At 69.5% G+C, this 16267-nt stretch carries 13 protein-coding genes and 1 tRNA gene; 6 read left to right on the top strand and 8 right to left on the bottom strand.

Going from position 1 to position 16267, the window contains the following annotated elements; all coding sequences use genetic code 11:
- The 5 genes from AB0F51_RS21640 to AB0F51_RS21620 all read right to left on the bottom strand — a co-directional run.
- A partial coding sequence (locus AB0F51_RS21640) for an AMP-binding protein (RefSeq protein ID WP_360282530.1) occupies positions 1 to 3158 on the bottom strand: 3158 nt, incomplete at its 3' end.
- A 448-nt stretch (positions 3159 to 3606) separates the two neighbouring features.
- Positions 3607 to 4419, bottom strand: a complete 813-nt coding sequence (locus tag AB0F51_RS21635; RefSeq protein ID WP_360282528.1) for an SGNH/GDSL hydrolase family protein — start codon at positions 4417 to 4419, stop codon at positions 3607 to 3609.
- A 92-nt stretch (positions 4420 to 4511) separates the two neighbouring features.
- Positions 4512 to 4583 (bottom strand) — tRNA-Val (locus AB0F51_RS21630).
- 33 nt (positions 4584 to 4616) lie between these two features.
- Positions 4617 to 5093 carry a peroxiredoxin gene (locus AB0F51_RS21625; RefSeq protein WP_360282526.1) on the bottom strand — a complete coding sequence of 159 codons (477 nt, stop codon included), beginning with the start codon at positions 5091 to 5093 and terminating at the stop codon, positions 4617 to 4619.
- A 7-nt stretch (positions 5094 to 5100) separates the two neighbouring features.
- Positions 5101 to 5547 carry a DUF3052 domain-containing protein gene (locus AB0F51_RS21620; protein WP_360282524.1) on the bottom strand — a complete coding sequence of 149 codons (447 nt, stop codon included), beginning with the start codon at positions 5545 to 5547 and terminating at the stop codon, positions 5101 to 5103.
- A 300-nt stretch (positions 5548 to 5847) separates the two neighbouring features.
- Between AB0F51_RS21620 and aceE the strand changes: the two genes are divergently transcribed.
- The 5 genes from aceE (at position 5848) to AB0F51_RS21595 (ending at position 12488) form a co-directional block, all read left to right on the top strand.
- Positions 5848 to 8577, top strand: a complete 2730-nt coding sequence (aceE, locus tag AB0F51_RS21615; protein WP_360282560.1) for a pyruvate dehydrogenase (acetyl-transferring), homodimeric type — start codon at positions 5848 to 5850, stop codon at positions 8575 to 8577.
- Positions 8578 to 8716: 139 nt separating this feature from the next.
- The gene (locus AB0F51_RS21610; RefSeq protein WP_360282522.1) at positions 8717 to 9016 is read left to right on the top strand and encodes a hypothetical protein; all 300 of its coding nucleotides are present in this window, start codon (positions 8717 to 8719) and stop codon (positions 9014 to 9016) included.
- Positions 9013 to 10116: an NAD(P)-binding domain-containing protein gene (locus AB0F51_RS21605; protein ID WP_360282520.1), complete on the top strand. Its 1104-nt coding sequence runs from the start codon at positions 9013 to 9015 to the stop codon at positions 10114 to 10116. The genes AB0F51_RS21610 and AB0F51_RS21605 overlap by 4 nt, the downstream gene beginning before the upstream one ends.
- A gap of 68 nt (positions 10117 to 10184) precedes the next feature.
- The gene (locus tag AB0F51_RS21600; protein WP_360282518.1) at positions 10185 to 11804 is read left to right on the top strand and encodes a LuxR C-terminal-related transcriptional regulator; all 1620 of its coding nucleotides are present in this window, start codon (positions 10185 to 10187) and stop codon (positions 11802 to 11804) included.
- 132 nt (positions 11805 to 11936) lie between these two features.
- Positions 11937 to 12488, top strand: coding sequence for a hypothetical protein (locus AB0F51_RS21595; protein WP_360282516.1), 552 nt, complete (start codon positions 11937 to 11939; stop codon positions 12486 to 12488).
- Here AB0F51_RS21595 and AB0F51_RS21590 read toward each other — a convergent pair.
- The 3 genes from AB0F51_RS21590 to AB0F51_RS21580 are packed head-to-tail and all read right to left on the bottom strand — an operon-like array spanning position 12416 to position 15069.
- Positions 12416 to 13429: a pirin family protein gene (locus AB0F51_RS21590; protein WP_360282514.1), complete on the bottom strand. Its 1014-nt coding sequence runs from the start codon at positions 13427 to 13429 to the stop codon at positions 12416 to 12418. The two genes, AB0F51_RS21595 and AB0F51_RS21590, sit on opposite strands and share 73 nt — an antisense overlap.
- Positions 13426 to 14475, bottom strand: coding sequence for a PHP domain-containing protein (locus tag AB0F51_RS21585; RefSeq protein WP_360282512.1), 1050 nt, complete (start codon positions 14473 to 14475; stop codon positions 13426 to 13428). The genes AB0F51_RS21590 and AB0F51_RS21585 overlap by 4 nt, the downstream gene beginning before the upstream one ends.
- Before the next feature lie 39 nt (positions 14476 to 14514).
- Complete coding sequence (locus AB0F51_RS21580; RefSeq protein WP_360282510.1) at positions 14515 to 15069, bottom strand: WHG domain-containing protein; 555 nt, start codon at positions 15067 to 15069, stop codon at positions 14515 to 14517.
- A 61-nt stretch (positions 15070 to 15130) separates the two neighbouring features.
- On the opposite strand from AB0F51_RS21580, the gene AB0F51_RS21575 reads away from it, so the two are divergent.
- A complete protein-coding gene (locus AB0F51_RS21575) occupies positions 15131 to 16267 on the top strand; it encodes an SGNH/GDSL hydrolase family protein (protein ID WP_360282508.1) in 1137 nt (378 codons plus the stop codon).

The following is a 16267-nucleotide window of genomic DNA, read 5'->3' as shown; positions in this document are numbered from 1 at the left end:
TCGGCGTCAGCCGCCGGTACCTCGGCGCTCTCGGCGTCAGCAGCCGGTACCTCGGCACTCTCGGCGTCAGCAGCCGGTACCTCGGCACTCTCGGCGTCAGCAGCCGGTACCTCGGCACTCTCGGCATCAGCAGCCGGTACCTCGGCGCTCTCGGCGTCAGCAGCCGGTACCTCGGCACTCTCGGCGTCAGCAGCCGGTACCTCGGGGCTCTCGGCTGCAGCAGTCGGGGCGTCGGCCTCGGGAGCTTCAGTCGTCTGGGCGTCGGTGCTGGCGGGCTCGGGGGTGTTGGCTGCTGGGCGGATGGCGGGGAGGTGGGTGGTTTCGTCGTCGCGGTCCGGGGTGGGGGCGGCGGGTGCGGGGGTCGGGGCTTCGGCGGTTGGCTCGGACGGTGACGGCGCGGGCTGCTCGGGGGCCGTGGGGGTTGTTGTGCGGGTTGAGAAGGCGGCGCTGTTGAAGAAAGCGTCGGGATCGTCGTCGAGTTCCTCGGTGGCAGCTTCGGCGGGCTCGGCGGAGGCTTCTGGGGTGAGCGTCCGCGGGTCTGCGGCGGGAGGCTCGGTGGAGAGCGCGTCGGCAGGTGACGGGTCGTCGGTGCCCGGCAGCTCAGTCGAGGGTGTGCCAGTGGCGTCGGGCTCCGGAGTGCCGGTGGTGCGGAGGGCGGCCTCGGCGTCGGAGTCCGTGGTGCTGCTCGAGAGGGCGTCTGTGGCGGCAGGTGCCGGTGTGCCGGTGGAGGGCGCGTCGGCCGCGTCAGAGTCCGGAGTGCCGGTGGAGAGCGCGTCTGGGGCGGCGGGCGCCGGTGTGCCGGTGGAGGGCGCGGCTGGGGTGGCAGGTGATGGTGTGCCGGTGGAGAGGGCGTCGGCCGCGTCAGAGTCCGGAGTGCCGGTGGAGAGCGCGTCTGAGGCGGCGGGAGCGGCTGTGCCGGTGGAGAGGACGTCGGCCGCGTCAGAGTCCGGAGTACTGGCGGCAGACTCCGAAGTGCCGGTGGAGAGCGCGTCGGCGGCCTCCTGCAGATCAGTCGTGAGTGCGCCAGCCTCGTCGGACTCCGGAGTGCTGTTTGAGAGCGCGGCTGGGGCGGCAGGTGCCGGGGTGCCGGTGGAGAGGGCGTCGGCGGCGGCAGAGTCCGGAGTACTGGCGTCGGAGTTCGGGGGGCTGGGGGTGAGGGAGTCTGCGGGTGGGGGTGGGGGGTCTGTGGTTAGGCGGTTGGCGCCGAGGGTGGGGCGGGATGGGGGCGTGGGGATGGAGTCTTGGAGGGTGCGGTGCCAGGCTAGGCGGATTACTGGGAGTTCTGTGGTTTGTTCGCTGGCGTCCTCGTCGAAGTCCGCGCGCGCAGTGGGGACCGAGCCGACTCGGATGGGGTCGCCGTACGGGGAAGCGGTGGGCGGGGTCGCGTAGGGGCCCGGCGCCGTCTCCAGGGTGTTGTCCAGCCAGCGTTGCTTCAGCAAAGGGCGGAGGATCTTGCCGCCGGGGGTTGTCGGGAAGTGCCGGCGCGGTACGCCGACCACCCGTGCGTCCAGCCCGAGGCGCCCGCGGACCATCGAGCGGATCGCCTCGTCGACGCCTTCCGCCGACTCCGACGACAACGCGTAGAAGATCAGCAGCCGCTCAGTCCCGAGCGCCGCGTCAGCCACCCCGCACGCCGCCACCAAGCCGGTCTCAACGCCAGGAGCCGTCGCCGCGACCGCCTCGATCTCGTGTGCGTAGTACGTCTGCCCGTTGAGGATGATCCGCTCGCTGTCGCGACCCGTGATCACCACCTGCCCGCCGGACATGAAGCCCTGGTCACCCGTCGCCAGCCACTTGCGCGCCGGCCAGTTCCCCGCCGGGAATGCAGCCCTGTCCGCATCCGGATTACCCAGATACCCCGGCGTCACCCGAGCAGACGCGATCTGCAGCTGCCCAATCCGCCCCTCCGGCAGTACTGCGCCGTTGGGCCCCACAATCCGCACAGTCGCCCCAGGAGCCGGTGCACCCACCGACACCAGGCTCAGTACGCCGGGAGCGTCCGTGCGGCCCTTACCCGGCCGGGCAACAGCAACCTTGCCGGTAGTGGTCCGCTGGTCGACCCACTCGACGACACCCGCCTGCGAGATCCGCACGCGATGCACGTTCGGCGTGAGCCCCGGTCGCGCGAACGTGATGCCGGTGACCGTCTCGGTCATCCCCCAGGCCGCGACGAACGTCTCCGGTACGACGCCGAAGCGGTTCGTCAGCCGCAGGAACTCGCTCACCACCGGCACGGTGATCTGTTCGCCACCACTGACCAGGCTGCGCAGAGCCGACAGGTCCCAGTGCCGGTCGGGCTCTCCCGCGATCGCCGCGGCGGCCAGCCGGTACCCGAAGTTGGGCGACCAGGAGTGGTTCACCCGGTGCTGGTCCATCAGGTCGAGCCAGCGCAGCGGGTCCGCGAGAACCCAGTCGGTGGCGACGTGGATGTTGGTGCAGCCGGTGAATACCGGGAGCAGGTGGTAGAGCAGGAAGGCGCCACTGTGGTCCAGCGGCAGCCAGTTGAGCGTCGTCTGCCCGGGTCGCACCGGCAGCATCGCCGGCGTACCGGCCGCGAACTCGACCAGGCCGCGATGGGTGAGCTGGATGATCTTCGGCGTACCGGTGCTGCTGCCCGACGTCATCATCAGTACTGCGACGTCGTCCGCGGCCGGCCGGTGGAACTCCGAGGTCGGCTCGTGCCCGGCAAGCGCGTCGGGATCGAGCACCGGCAGCCCGAGGTCGTTCGGCAGGTCCGACGGGCGGCCGATGAGGACGGTCCAGCCGAGCAGGTCGGTGACCTTGCGGAGCCGCTCGCGGCCCTCTTCGGTCGTGTCACCCTCGGGCGACGGCGACATCAGCAGCGGCCGGATGCCGCCCAGCGTGCACGCCCAGAACGCGGCGAAGAACCCGACCGGCTCGGTGCAATGCACAACAGCTGGATCACCGGCCCGTACGCCGTTCGCGCGCAGGCCGGCCAGGATCCGGGCGGCCAGCTCGAGCAGCGTCGGGAAGTCGAGTCGCGTCTCGCGCCCGTCCGGGCCGATCTCGACGACCCCCGCGGTGGAGAAGTCGCGCGCGGCCCGGAGCAGGGCGCTCGGGAGGTCGCGCGGATACCCCGCCGGGATCATCAAAGCCGGGCCGGTGCTGATCGCCGGCCGGTCTGCCCCGCTCCTCATCGCATCCGCTCCCGCTGCGCGGGTTGCCGGCGGACCGCCAGGACGTCACTGCCGGTCGACGAGCCGGCCGTGGAGGCGGGACGGGTGCAGGAAGCGGGAGGGGTCCAGGAAGCGGAAGGGGTGCAGGCAGCCGGAGCTGCTGCGGCGGATGCCGGTCGGCGACCCACGGACACGCGCCTCCCCAACTGGACGGAGCCGGGCTCAGGGCATACCCGTCTCGCTGCAACGACAGAAAAGCCCCGTTGCCGGCCGCGCGGCGACGGTGACCGAGTGGTCCCGGTGCGTCATCGCGTGAGCCGACGAACGGGAACCTTACCAGCCGAAATGTGACCTGGCCGAAGCAGTTCCGGCAGCCGACTGTAAAGAATTTCCGAGCCTCACCCAGCGTGTCGAGGGCGGGCAGCGAACCGCCCGCCGAAGGGGATCAGCCGCGCAGCCATGTCGGTCCTCACCCCAGCACCCCCGCCTTCAGCAACGGGCTGTACAGAGTCGCCGCCCACGCCCGGGTCCCCCGCTCGTACTTCGGGTGCACCCCGTCCGCCAGGTAGTACGACAACCGCCACGGCGCACCCCAGAACAACTCGGCCCACCGCACCACCCGGGACGGATCGATCTCCATCCAGATCTGCTGGTTGACGGCCATCGAGTTCCGCTGGTCATTGATCTGCACGGTCTGCGTCTGCCGCCACACCTGCACCTGCACATCCACCCAGAACAACACCGTCCCCGCCGGAAGCGCCGCCTTCAGCCGGCGGATCTGAGCCGTCATCGCGGGCGGGCTGTAGATGTCGTTCGATCCCGTCGCCATCACGATGACCCGCGGGATCCGCTTCCCCGCGTCGATCCGCTGGATCAGCCAGTCGACAGCCGGAGCGGTCGGCCGGTTCCCCCAGTAGTTGACGGCCAGGTCCTGATTCCGGGTGGCGAGAAGAACCAGCAGATCACCCCAGCCCCGGCCTGTGATCGAATCCCCCATCAGCCCGACGTCGGCGGCGTCCCACGAGGTCGAGTACACGTAGCGCTTGGTGGCGTAGTCGACACCCCGGCAGTTGGTGTCGCAATGAGCGTAGGGACGGTAGTCCCCCAGCGCCCCGGACCCGAAGTCGACCGCCGCCAGGCCACGTGCGGCTCCGAGGTCGCGCACGGCTCCCAGGTCGCGTCCGTTCGCCGTGGTCGCACCACCCGCGGCGATCAGGACTACGGCGGTGGTCAGAAATACGGCGGTGGTCAGAAATACGGCAGTACGGCTGATGCACTTCACGATGTCTCCCCCGATTCCCCGAGCCCCCCTCGGGATTGAGTTCACCGTAACTCTGTGTGAGGGATCTGGGAAGGAGCGTGACCAAACCGAGGTGGGCGCTGAGGGGATCGAACCCCCGACATCTTCCTTGTAAGGGAAGCGCTCTACCGCTGAGCTAAGCGCCCTCGTTCCGCCGTCGAAACAGCGGAGCGCAGAGTCTATCCGAGACCGGGTCGAAGGCCGGCCAGGGCCTCCGCGTACGCGTCCGGGTCGCGCGCGTCGGGGATCGCGTTGACCACCGACCAGCGCACCACCCCGGCCTGGTCGATCACGAAACTCCCCCGGACCGCGCAACCACGCTCGGCGTCGAACACCCCGTACGCCGACGCGATCGCGCCGTGCGGCCAGAAGTCGGTGAGCAGCCCGAACTCGAGCCGCTCCGCCTCGGCGTACGCGCGCAGGGTGAACATCGGGTCGCACGAGATGGCCAGGAACTCGGCCTCCGCGAGCAGTTCCGGCCGGTCCCGGAGCGCGCCGAGCTCGCTCGTGCAGACCCGGCTGAAGGCATACGGGTAGAACACCAGGACCACGTCGCGCCGGCCGCGGTACTCCGAGAGCCGGACCTGCTCGCCGTGCTGGTTGCGTGCGGTGAAGTCCGGTGCCTGACTGCCGACCCTGGGGACGACAGCAGTCACCGGCGCATCACTTCCTGACCTTGGGTGACTTCGGCAGCACCAACTTCGTCGCCGACCAGTCCTCGGTGACGCTCAGGCTGCTGGTGGTCTGCATGCCGGCGGTCGGCGCCGCCTCGGCGATCTCGGCCGCGTCGACGTAGCCCTCCCGGCCGACCTTGGGGGTCATCAGCCAGACGGCCCCGCCGGCCTTCAGGTCGGTCAGCGTCTCGAACAGGGCGTCGACCAGATCCCCGTCGTCCTCGCGGAACCAGAGCAGGACGACATCGACCGCGTCGTCCGGGTCGTCGCCGGTGAACTCCTCACCGGTCAGTTCCACGATGGCGTCGCGGAAGGCGTCGTCACAGTCGTCGTCGTAACCGAGCTCCAGCACGACCGTGCCGCTCTCGAAGCCGAGCCGGCTGGCCATGTTCGGCCCGCCGCTCTTGCCGTCCGCGTGGTCCGCGGTCGCGCTCACGTGTCCTCCTCCGTCGTCCCCGGTGGCCGGGGGTAGGCGTCAGTAGCAGTAGTCCATCGTGGCCTACCGCGTCGCGCAAGTATGCACGAGGGTTCCGTGACGTGTCCGGTATGCGCCTGCCGGACACGGTGCGTGTCCGGTGGGAACCCACTGTTCGAGGCGAGATCGGCCCCGGTTGTGGATGCGAAGTAGAACGCATTCCGGTCAGGTGACAGGATTGCCAGCAGTTGGACCGACTAGACAGAACGGCAGGACACCGTGGCTTCCGGACACGAACCACCAGCCATCATCACCGAGGGGATGCCCACCCAGCTCCCCGACATCGACCCCGACGAGACCCGTGAATGGGTCGAGTCGCTCGACGCCGTGCTGGACGAACGCGGCAAGGGCCGTGCGCGTTACCTGATGCTCAAGCTGATCGAGCGGGCCCGGGAGCGCCAGGTGGGGGTGCCCGCGCTGCGCAGTACGGACTACATCAACTCCATCCCGCCCGAGCGTGAGCCGTGGTTCCCCGGCGACGAGCACATCGAGCGGCGGATCCGGGCCTTCATCCGGTGGAACGCCGCCGTGATGGTCAGCAAGGCCAACCGCAAGGGCCTGGAGGTCGGCGGCCACATCGCCACCTACCAGTCGGCGGCCAGCCTGTACGAGGTCGGCTTCAACCACTTCTTCCGGGGCAAGGACCACCCGGGCGGTGGCGACCAGGTCTTCATCCAGGGCCACGCCTCCCCCGGGATGTACGCCCGCGCCTTCCTCGAGGGCCGGCTGACCACCGACCAGCTGGACGGGTTCCGCCAGGAGGTCTCCCGCGGCCCGCACCAGGGCCTGTCGTCGTACCCGCACCCCCGGCTGATGCCGGACTTCTGGGAGTACCCGACGGTCTCCATGGGGCTGGCGGCGCTGGACTCGATCTACCAGGCGCGCTTCAACCGGTACCTGCACAACCGCGGCATCAAGGACACCAGCGACCAGCACGTCTGGACGTTCCTGGGTGACGGCGAGATGGGCGAGCCGGAGTCGCTCGGCGCGATCGGCCTGGCCGCCCGCGAGGAGCTCGACAACCTGACCTTCGTGGTCAACTGCAACCTGCAGCAGCTGGACGGCCCGGTCCGCGGCAACGGCAAGGTGATCCAGGAGCTGGAGGCCTTCTTCCGCGGTGCGGGCTGGAACGTCATCAAGGTGATCTGGGGCCGCGAGTGGGACGCGCTGCTCGCCCAGGACCACGACGGCGTGCTGGTGAACAAGATGAACACCACCCCGGACGGTCAGTTCCAGACCTACTCGGTCGAGTCCGGCGAGTACATCCGGAACAACTTCTTCGGCGGTGACCAGCGGCTGCAGGCGATGGTCCGCAACCTGTCCGACGAGGACCTGCGCAAGCTGCCCCGCGGCGGTCACGACTACCGCAAGGTGTACGCCGCGTTCAAGAGCGCCAAGGAGCACGTCGGCCAGCCGACCGTCATCCTGGCCCAGACCATCAAGGGCTGGACGATCGAGGCGCTGGAGGGCCGCAACGCGACCCACCAGATGAAGAAGCTCACCTCCGACGACCTGAAGACCTTCCGCGACCGGCTCTACCTGCCGATCGAGGACAAGGACCTCGAGGACGCCTACAACCCGCCGTACTTCCACCCCGGCACCGACTCGCCGGAGTACCAGTACATGATGGAGCGGCGCTCGCAGCTGGGTGGTTTCCTGCCCGAGCGCCGGGTGAAGCCGAAGACGCTGAAGCTGCCTGGTGACGACGTCTACAAGCCGCTCAGCAAGGGCAACGAGAAGACGCCGGTGGCCACCACGATGGCGCTGGTCCGGCTGTTCCGCGACCTGATGAAGGACCCGGAGATCGGGCACCGGATCGTGCCGATCGCGCCCGACGAGTACCGCACCTTCGGGATGGACTCGATGTTCCCGACGGCGAAGATCTACTCGCCGCACGGGCAGACCTACGAAGCGGTCGACCGCAACCTGCTCCTTGCCTACAAGGAGTCCGAGAAGGGTCAGCTGCTGCACGAGGGCATCAGCGAGGCCGGCGCGATGGGCTCGATGATCGCGGCCGGTACGGCGTACGCGACGCACGGCGAGCCGATGATCCCGTTCTACATCTTCTACTCGATGTTCGGGTTCCAGCGCACCGGCGACCAGCTCTGGGCGATGGGCGACCAGCTCGGCCGCGGCTTCTTGATCGGGGCCACCGCCGGCCGGACGACGCTGACCGGTGAGGGCCTGCAGCACGCGGACGGACACTCGCCGCTGCTGGCCTCGTCGAACCCGGCGGCCGTGCACTACGACCCGGCCTTCGCCTACGAGGTCGCGCACATCGTCAAGGACGGCCTGCGCCGGATGTACGGCTACGGGCTGGACAAGGACAAGCCGTACGGCGAGGACGTCTTCTACTACCTCACCGTCTACAACGAGCCGGTCGCGCAGCCGGCCGAGCCGGAGAACCTCGACGTGGCGGGCCTGCTCAAGGGCATGTACCGCTTCAACGAGTACGAGACGGCCTCGGGCGACGACGTACCGCGGGTCCAGCTGCTCGGCTCCGGGGTCGCGCTGCCGTGGATCCGCAAGGCCCAGCAGATCCTCGCCGAGGAGTACTCGGTCGCCGCCGACATCTGGTCGGTGACCAGCTGGAACGAGCTGCGCCGCGACGCGATCGCCGCGGAGGAGCACAACCTGCTGCACCCGGACGAGGACGAGCGCGTCCCGTTCATCACCGAGCAGCTGAAGGACACCAAGGGCCCGGTGGTCGCGGTCAGCGACTTCATGCGCGCGGTCCAGGACCAGATCTCCCGCTGGGTGCCGAACGACTACACGTCGCTGGGGACCGACGGCTGGGGCCTGGCCGACACCCGCGCCGCCGCCCGCCGGCACTTCCAGGTCGATGCCGAGTCCGTCGTCGTCGCCGCCCTGCAGATCCTCGCCAAGCGCGGCGAGGTGAAGCGTGAGGTCGCCGCGGAGGCGGCCCGGAAGTACCGGATCGACGACCCGACCGCGGTCGCCGGAGTGAAGCAGGAGGGCGCCGGCGCCTGACGTCAGCACCCTTGAAGGGCCGTCCACCGATCGCGGTGGGCGGCCCTTCGTCGTACGAGAAATGACGTAGTTCCCGGTCTGCGCGGTTGGGTATTGCGACCGACGCGGCAGGCCGTCCCCCGCTCCTACCGTCGGTGACATGACTGGCGCAGGCATTGCTCTTCTCGCGGGGACGGTATCGACCATCCTGTTCGCGTCGAGCACGCTGCCGATGGTGCTGAAGGCGATCCGGACCAAGGATCTCGCGTCGTACAGCCTCGCGAACCTCGTCCTCGCCAACATCGGCAACGCCGTCCACTGCATCTACGTGGTGCACCTGCCGGTGGGGCCGATCTGGGCCTTGCACGGCTTCTACGTCGTGACGACCGGGCTGATGCTGCTGTGGTGTCTGCGCTACCGGTCACAGGACGCGCTACGCGCTGAGCGGAGACTCGCATGATCACCGAAAGCATTGAGACCGTCATCATCGGGGCTGGGCAGGCCGGGCTGGCCACTGGCTACCACCTGCGGAAGCGGGGCCGGGAGTTCGTCATCCTGGACGGCAACGCCCGCGTGGGTGACAACTGGCGCGCCCAGTGGGACACCCTGCGCCTCTACACACCGGCCAAGTACGACGGGCTGCCATGCCTGCCTTTCCCGGCCGACAAGTGGTCGTACCCGACCAAGGACCAGGTCGCCGACTACCTGGAGTCGTACGCCGACCACTTCAACCTACCGGTTCGGATGCGGACCAGGGTCGAGAAGCTCGAACCACTCGACGACGGCCGGTACGCCGTGACGACGGGCGAGCACCACATCCTGGCCGACAACGTAGTGGTTGCCACCGGCACCTTCGGCCGTACGCCGTACCTGCCCGACTTCGCGGTGGACCTCGACCCGGCGATCCGGCAGCTCCACTCCAGCGAGTACCGGCGGCCCGATCAGCTCAAGGACGGGCCGGTTCTCGTGGTCGGCGGTTCGCACTCTGGGACCGACATCGCCTACGAACTCGCCCCGACGCATCCGACCGTGCTCTGCGGCCGGGACCCGGGCCAGATCCCGGTCCGGCTGGAGAAGAAGGGCGCCCGGGTCTTCTTCCCGGTCTTCCTCTTCCTCGGCAAGCACCTGATCACCCGGCGGACGCCGATGGGCCGCAAGGAACTGCACGAGATCCGGTACCACGGTGGTCCGATGCTCAGGGTCAAGCGCGAGGACCTGATCGCGCGCGGCGTCGAGCGGGTCCACGACCGGGTCACCGGCGTTCAGGACGGACGGCCCGTGCTCGGCGACGGCCGGGTGATGGACGTCGCGAACGTGGTCTGGTGCACCGGATTCCGGCAGGTGTTCGACTGGATCAAGGCGCCGGTGATCGCCGACGACGGCTGGCCGGTGGAGATGCGGGGGGTCGCCGATGGCGCGCCCGGGCTGTTCTTCTGCGGACTCTGCTTCCAGTTCGCCTTCGCCTCGATGACGCTGCCGGGCGTCGGCCGGGACGCGGAGTACGTTGCCAAGCGCATCGTCTCCCGCTCCAAAGCGCTGTCCACCGTGACTGCCGCCTGAGGCCGGGCGCGCGTATTCTCAGGGTCGAGGGGTGCCGCACCAAGGGCTCCGCTACAGGGGGGATGGCGATGGGCATCGTCGATGACCTCGAGCAGGCGCGCAAGGCCTTCGAACGGCGGGACTGGGCAGCCGTGTACGACCGGCTGTCGCAGGTCCCCGACCTGGGCACGGACGATCTGCTGAAGCTCGCCACCGCCGCGTTCCTGGCCGGTGATGACGACGCCTGCATCCGGGCCCTGCAGCGCGGCTACCAGGCCGAGGTCGAGGGCGGACAGACCCTCCGTGCCGTCCGCTTCGCCTTCTGGCTCGGTCTGGTGCTCAGTACTCGCGGCGAGGCGGCGATCGCAGCCGGCTGGGCTGCCCGGGCCCAGCGGCTGCTGGCGGACCAGCCGGCCGAGGTGGTGGAGCGCGGCTACCTCCTGATCCACGAGTTCTTCCGGCGGCTCGACCAGCAGGACTTCCCGGGCGCGCTGCGGGTCGGTACCGAGATGGCCGACCTCGGCCGCCGGTACGGCGAACCCGACCTGGTCGCCCAGGGCCTGGTCTGCCAGGGCCGGCTCCTGATGTACTCCGGCCAGGTCCCGGAAGGTCTCGCGCTCCTGGACGAGGCCATGGTCGGAGTCGCCGCCGGTGAACTGTCGCCCATCTTCGCGGGCAACGTGTACTGCGCGATGATCGAGGCCTGCCAGGAGGTGGCCGACTTCGGCCGGGCCTCGGCCTGGACAAGCGCGCTGACCCGCTGGTGCAACACCCAGCCCGACCTGGTGCCGTTCACAGGCCAGTGCGCGGTGCACCGCGGCCAGATCCTGCGGCTGCACGGGGCGTTCAGCGAGGCGCTCGATGAGTTCGAACTCGCCTGCCGCCGCTATGCCGCGTCTGGTTCGCAGGCGGCCGCTGGTCTCGCGCTGAGCGAGTGCGGGGACATCCAGCGGATCCGCGGCAACCTCGCCCTGGCCGAAGCCTGCTACGAGCAGGCCTCGGGTTTCGGGTACGAACCCCAGCCTGGTCTCGCCCTGCTGTGGCTGGCCCGCGGCCGCGGCCCGGCCGCTCTCGCCGCGATCCGCCGGCTGCTCACCGAAACCGGCGACCCCGTGCACCGCTCGCGGCTGCTCCCGGCGGCGATCGAGATCCTCGTCGCGTCCGACTGCGGTGACGAGGCCGCGGAGGCTTCAGCCGAGCTGACGAAGATCGCGGAGGCCTTCGGCTGCGCAGGCGTGCGGGCGATGGCGGCGCACTGCGCCGGGCTGGTCGCGCTGGCGGCGGACGACCTGAACCGCGCCCTGCCCGCGGCCAGGCAGGCCGCGCAACTCTGGACCAGCCTGCAAGCGCCGTACGAGGTCGCCCGCGCTCGGGTCCTGGTCGGGCGGGCCTTCCGGGATCTTGGAGACGAGGATTCGGCGACTGCCGAGCTGACCGCCGCGCTCCAGACGTTCACCGAGCTCGGTGCCGCCACCTGCCGGGAGGAGGTCGCGAAACTCCTGCAGCGGCCCACCTCGGGCGGCCTGACCCAGCGCGAACTCGAAGTACTGCGTCTGGTTGCCGCTGGCAACAGCAACGCGGAGATCGCGCGCCAACTCGTGCTCAGCGACAAGACGGTGGCCCGGCACCTGTCGAACATCTTCACCAAACTCGACGTACCGTCCCGCACCGCGGCCGTCGCCCACGCCCGCGAGCACGACCTGCTCTAGCCCGCACCCACCGCCTGGCGGTGCCCGCCGAGGTCGGCCCGCGGCCGGTCGCGACTGACCACTCCCGAGAGGGAGTCCGATCCCTTCGGCGGGTGAGGACGCGGTGCGGGGTACGGCGGGATGCTCGGTGGCATGACTGAGCAGCCGGTACCACGCTGGGCCAATCGCCTGGCACACGCGATCCCGTTCATGGTCATGCCCTCGGGACTCTGGCGACTCGGACTGGTCGCGGGATCGTCGATGGGGATGCTCGACGACTACGGCCGGCCGGCGCACCTGCAAGGTTTCGGCGAGTCGGTGTACGTCGTGTTCCTGACGGTGTTCTCCGAGGCAGTCGCGCTCACCGCCTTCGGGATGGTCAGGGCGTGGGGTGAGGTCGTGCCACGATGGATCCCGCTCATCGGCGGCCGCCGCGTCGCGCCGTACGCCGCGATCATCCCCGCGACGCTCGGCGGGCTCTCGCTGATCGCGCTCTGGACCTACGCCTTCCGGGATGTCTTCAGCGGCGACTTCCTGCCGTTCTCCAGCGACGCGGCCGCGGCCTTGATGCTGGCCTGCTACGCACCCCTCAACCTCTGGGGCCCAGCACTGCTGGTGCTCACCTGGGCCTACTACCGCCGTCGCGTGCGCGGTTTGAGCCGCGTCCCGGGAAGAGCCGGAGCGGGCAGCGCGTCGCCGTCATAGCCGGGAACGACCGGGAAGCGGCTGCTGCCGCCGGTCTCCAGCGAAGCCATCCAGTCGTTGCGCGCGGCAACAATCTCGTCGTGGCTGCGGCCGATGAAGTTCCACCACATCACGAGCTCTTCCTCGAACGGTTCGCCGCCTAAGAGCAGGAAGCGGGCCTCCTCGGGCGAGGTCAGGGTTATGGCTTCCCGGCCGGCACCGAGGTAGACCATCTCGCCGAACCCCGGCCTCAGGTCGCCTTCGCCGATGCTGAGCGATCCGTCGACCACCAGGACGGCGTACTCGCAGGCGGGGGTCAGCGGCAGGGTGATGGACCGGCCGTGGCCGACCTGCACGTCCGCGCCGACGAGTGGCGTGTACGCCGGAGCCGGGGACGTGACGCCGGCGACCGTGCCGATCATGACGGTGACCTTGGCACCGTCGAGCTCCACCGTGGGCAGGTCGGCGTACGCGTTGAAGTGGGGCGCCACCGTCGTGCGGCTGGAGTCGGGGAGCGCCACCCAGAGCTGAGCGCCATGCAGGGTCGGCGGGCCGTCCGGCAGCGAGATCTCGGAATGCGCGATGCCGTTGCCGGCGGTCATGATGTTCAGCTCGCCGGGCCGCACCATCGCGTGCGAACCGACGCTGTCGCGGTGCTCGATCTCGCCCTCGAACAACCAGCTCACCGTCTGCAGGCTGGTGTGCGGATGCGGCGGCACGAGCATGCCCCGCTCCCCCGGTCCGCCGTACGAGTCGACCCGCCCGCTCAGGTCGTCGGGTCCGTAGTGATCGACGAAACACCAGGCACCGACCATCCGGCGGTTCTTGTTCGGCAACAACCGCCGCACCTTTGTCGTGCGCCCGAGCACAACTTCCCGGGGCTCCAGCAACTCCAGCACCGGCCCGTCGGCCCCTTCGCCGCCACAGGCACCTTCCGCAGGGTGGTCTTCGAGGTTGCTCATGAAGCGGTCCAGGTCTGGAGGGTGTCGGCGTCCCAGGTGTTGATGACTCGGTCGGCGGGGACCTCGCAGTCTTCGGCGCGTTCGCAGCCGTAGATCTGCCAGTCGAGTTGGCCCGGGGCGTGCGCGTCGGTGTCGATCGAGAACAGGCAACCCGTCTCGACTGCGAGTGAGAGCAGGCGGCGGGGTGGGTCGAGGCGTTCGGGGCGGGAGTTGATCTCGACCGCGGTGCCGAACTGCTTGCAGGCCTCGAAAACCACCTCGGCGTCGAACTGCGACTCCGGCCGGGTGCCGCGTCCGCCGGTGATCAGCCGACCGGTGCAGTGACCCAGTACGTCGACGTGCGGGTTGGCGACCGCGCGCACCATCCGCTCGGTCATCGCCTCGGACTCCATCCGCAGCTTCGAGTGCACGCTCGCGACCACCAGGTCGAGCCGGGCCAGGATCTCGCTGTCACAGTCGAGCGAACCGTCGTCCAAGATGTCGACTTCGATGCCGTTGAGGATGGTGAACCCGTCGAGCTCGTCGCCGAGCTTCTTGTTCAGCTCAGCAACCACCTCGAGCTGCTGCAACCGCCGCTCCCGGGACAGGCCGTTGGCCACCGTCAGCCGGGGCGAATGGTCGGTCAGCGCGATGTACTTGTGGCCGAGCGCGGCTGCGGTACGGGCCATCTCCTCGATCGGGCTGCCGCCGTCCGACCAGTCCGAGTGCAGATGCAGGTCGGCCTGCAACTCCGCCCGCAACCCGACACCGGCGCCGGCCGCGGTCAGCTCCCCGGCCGCCTGCTCCAGCTTCACCAGGTACGACGGGACGGCGCCGTCCATCGCCTCGATGATCACGGCCTCGGTTTTCGGCCCGATCCCCGGCAACTCGGTCAGCGTGCCGGCCCGCCGCCGCGCCCGCACCTCGGCCGACGGCAACGCCGAGATCGTGTCCGCCGCCCGCCGGTACGCCTTCACCCGATGCGTGGGCTGCCGGTCGCGCTCGAGGAAGTACCCGATCTTCCTCAGCGCCTCCACCGCAGCCTCGACACCCGCCCGATCACTCATCCCCCCATCATGCCGCCTCCCACGGACAACCTGAGGCAATCAGCCGGGCGGCCAGTTGGTCAGGAGAGTGTGGAGTGCGGTGAGGGTGGTGCGCCAAGAAGCGGCGGTCGAGCGAGGAGTGTGACGAAAAGAGCCAGCCAGTTCGAGGGTGATGTAGCCGTGGAGGGTGGCGCCGAGGAGACGGATGGCGTCGGTCTGGGCATGGCCGGTGAGGTTGTATGCGTGCAGGATCGCGCGGGTCAGGTCCGCGTGCCGGCGGGCCGGGGCGCCTGCGGGGCCGTCCGCGTCGAGGTCCTGCTGCATAGCGGCGTACCGGCCGGGGTGCTGCTTGGCGTAGTCGCGATACGAATTGGCAAAGACGAAGAGCGCCTCCTTGCCCGCGCGTCCGGCCATCGCGGCCGCGACGCGGTCGGCCAGTTCGGTCAGTGCCAGTGCGGCGACTCTGACGCGCAGGTCGTGGGCGTTCTTCACGTGCGAATAGAGGCTCGCGTCTTTCACTCCGAAGTGCCGGGCCAGCGCCGAGACCGTGACGTTGGCGAAGCCGATCTCGTCGGCCAGTTCGGCCGCCGCCGCGGTCAGGCGCTCGGTGGTCATCCCCACTCGCGGCATACCGGCCCCCTCTAGTCATTTGCCTAGGACTATTAGGATAGTACCTATGAGCACAACCCCGATCGACGAGCGACTGGTCCGAGGTGCCGTGGAGTTGGAGACCACGCAGTACGGCGTGCTGCCGCATCGCCTGCCCGCCTGGGCCCGCGCCCAGACCAACGACGGGCAGCTCGCGATGGCCGAGGCCCAGCCGTCCGGCGTACGGATCGTCTTCCGCACCACCGCGACCGAGATCGAGCTGGACGTCCTCCCGACCAAGGTCGCGTACGCCGGTGCGCCTGCCATGCCCGACGGCCTTTACGACCTCGTCGTCGACGGCCGCCTCACGGCACAGGCCAGCGCGTCGGGCGGCAACGTCCTCACCATCGACCTCGCCACAGGATCCGCCGAGCTCGCACCAGGCTCCCCCACGACGGTCGCCTTCACGGAACTCACCGACGGCGACAAGAACGTGGAGATCTGGCTCCCGCACCGCGAACGCACCGAACTGGTTGCCCTGCGCACCAATGCACCCGTCGAACCCCAACCCGACCAGGGCAAGAAGATCTGGCTGCATCACGGCAGCTCGATCAGCCACGGCTCCAACGCGGACAGCCCGACGGCAACCTGGCCCGCGCTGGCCGCGGCCCGCGGCAACGTTGAGCTGGTCAACCTCGGCTTCGGCGGCGGCGCCCTGCTCGACCCGTTCACCGCGCGCACGATGCGCGACCTGCCCGCCGACCTGATCAGCGTGAAGATCGGCATCAACCTGGTCAACAGCGACCTGATGCGGCAGCGCGCGTTCGGTCCGGCGGTCCACGGCTTCCTCGACACGATCCGCGACGGCCACCCGGACACGCCCCTCCTCGTGGTCTCGGCGATCTACTGCCCGATCCACGAAGACACCCCCGGACCGGGCGCACCGGACTTCACCAACGGCAAGGTCAGCTTCCGCGCAACCGGCGACCCAGCGAACCCGGCAAACTCACCCTCACCTACATCCGCCAAGCGCTGGCAGAGATCACCGCCACGCGAGCAAAGACCGACCCCAACCTCAGCTACCTCGATGGCCGAGACCTGTACGGCGAGGCGGACTTCGCAGTACACCCCCTCCCCGACCAGCTCCACCCCGACGCAGCCACCCACCGGCTCGTTGCAGACCGCTTCGCCAACCACCCGTTCCTCGCCCTGTAGGACCCTGTAG

The organism is Kribbella sp. NPDC023855 (assembly GCF_040639475.1).
In the GTDB taxonomy this organism is placed as follows: domain Bacteria; phylum Actinomycetota; class Actinomycetes; order Propionibacteriales; family Kribbellaceae; genus Kribbella.
The sequence above is the reverse complement of the archived record's forward strand: the minus strand, read 5'-3'. Positions and strand labels throughout refer to the sequence as shown.

What these genes read in the sequence shown, in the direction of transcription:
- aceE (WP_360282560.1), top strand. Translation starts at nt 5,848, where the DNA reads ATGCCCACCCAGCTCCCCGACATCGACCCCGACGAGACCCGTGAATGG.
- AB0F51_RS21610 (WP_360282522.1), top strand. Translation starts at nt 8,717, where the DNA reads ATGACTGGCGCAGGCATTGCTCTTCTCGCGGGGACGGTATCGACCATC.
- AB0F51_RS21605 (WP_360282520.1), top strand. Translation starts at nt 9,013, where the DNA reads ATGATCACCGAAAGCATTGAGACCGTCATCATCGGGGCTGGGCAGGCC.
- AB0F51_RS21600 (WP_360282518.1), top strand. Translation starts at nt 10,185, where the DNA reads ATGGGCATCGTCGATGACCTCGAGCAGGCGCGCAAGGCCTTCGAACGG.
- AB0F51_RS21595 (WP_360282516.1), top strand. Translation starts at nt 11,937, where the DNA reads ATGACTGAGCAGCCGGTACCACGCTGGGCCAATCGCCTGGCACACGCG.
- AB0F51_RS21590 (WP_360282514.1), bottom strand. Translation starts at nt 13,429, where the DNA reads ATGAGCAACCTCGAAGACCACCCTGCGGAAGGTGCCTGTGGCGGCGAA.
- AB0F51_RS21585 (WP_360282512.1), bottom strand. Translation starts at nt 14,475, where the DNA reads ATGAGTGATCGGGCGGGTGTCGAGGCTGCGGTGGAGGCGCTGAGGAAG.
- AB0F51_RS21580 (WP_360282510.1), bottom strand. Translation starts at nt 15,069, where the DNA reads ATGACCACCGAGCGCCTGACCGCGGCGGCGGCCGAACTGGCCGACGAG.
- AB0F51_RS21575 (WP_360282508.1), top strand. Translation starts at nt 15,131, where the DNA reads ATGAGCACAACCCCGATCGACGAGCGACTGGTCCGAGGTGCCGTGGAG.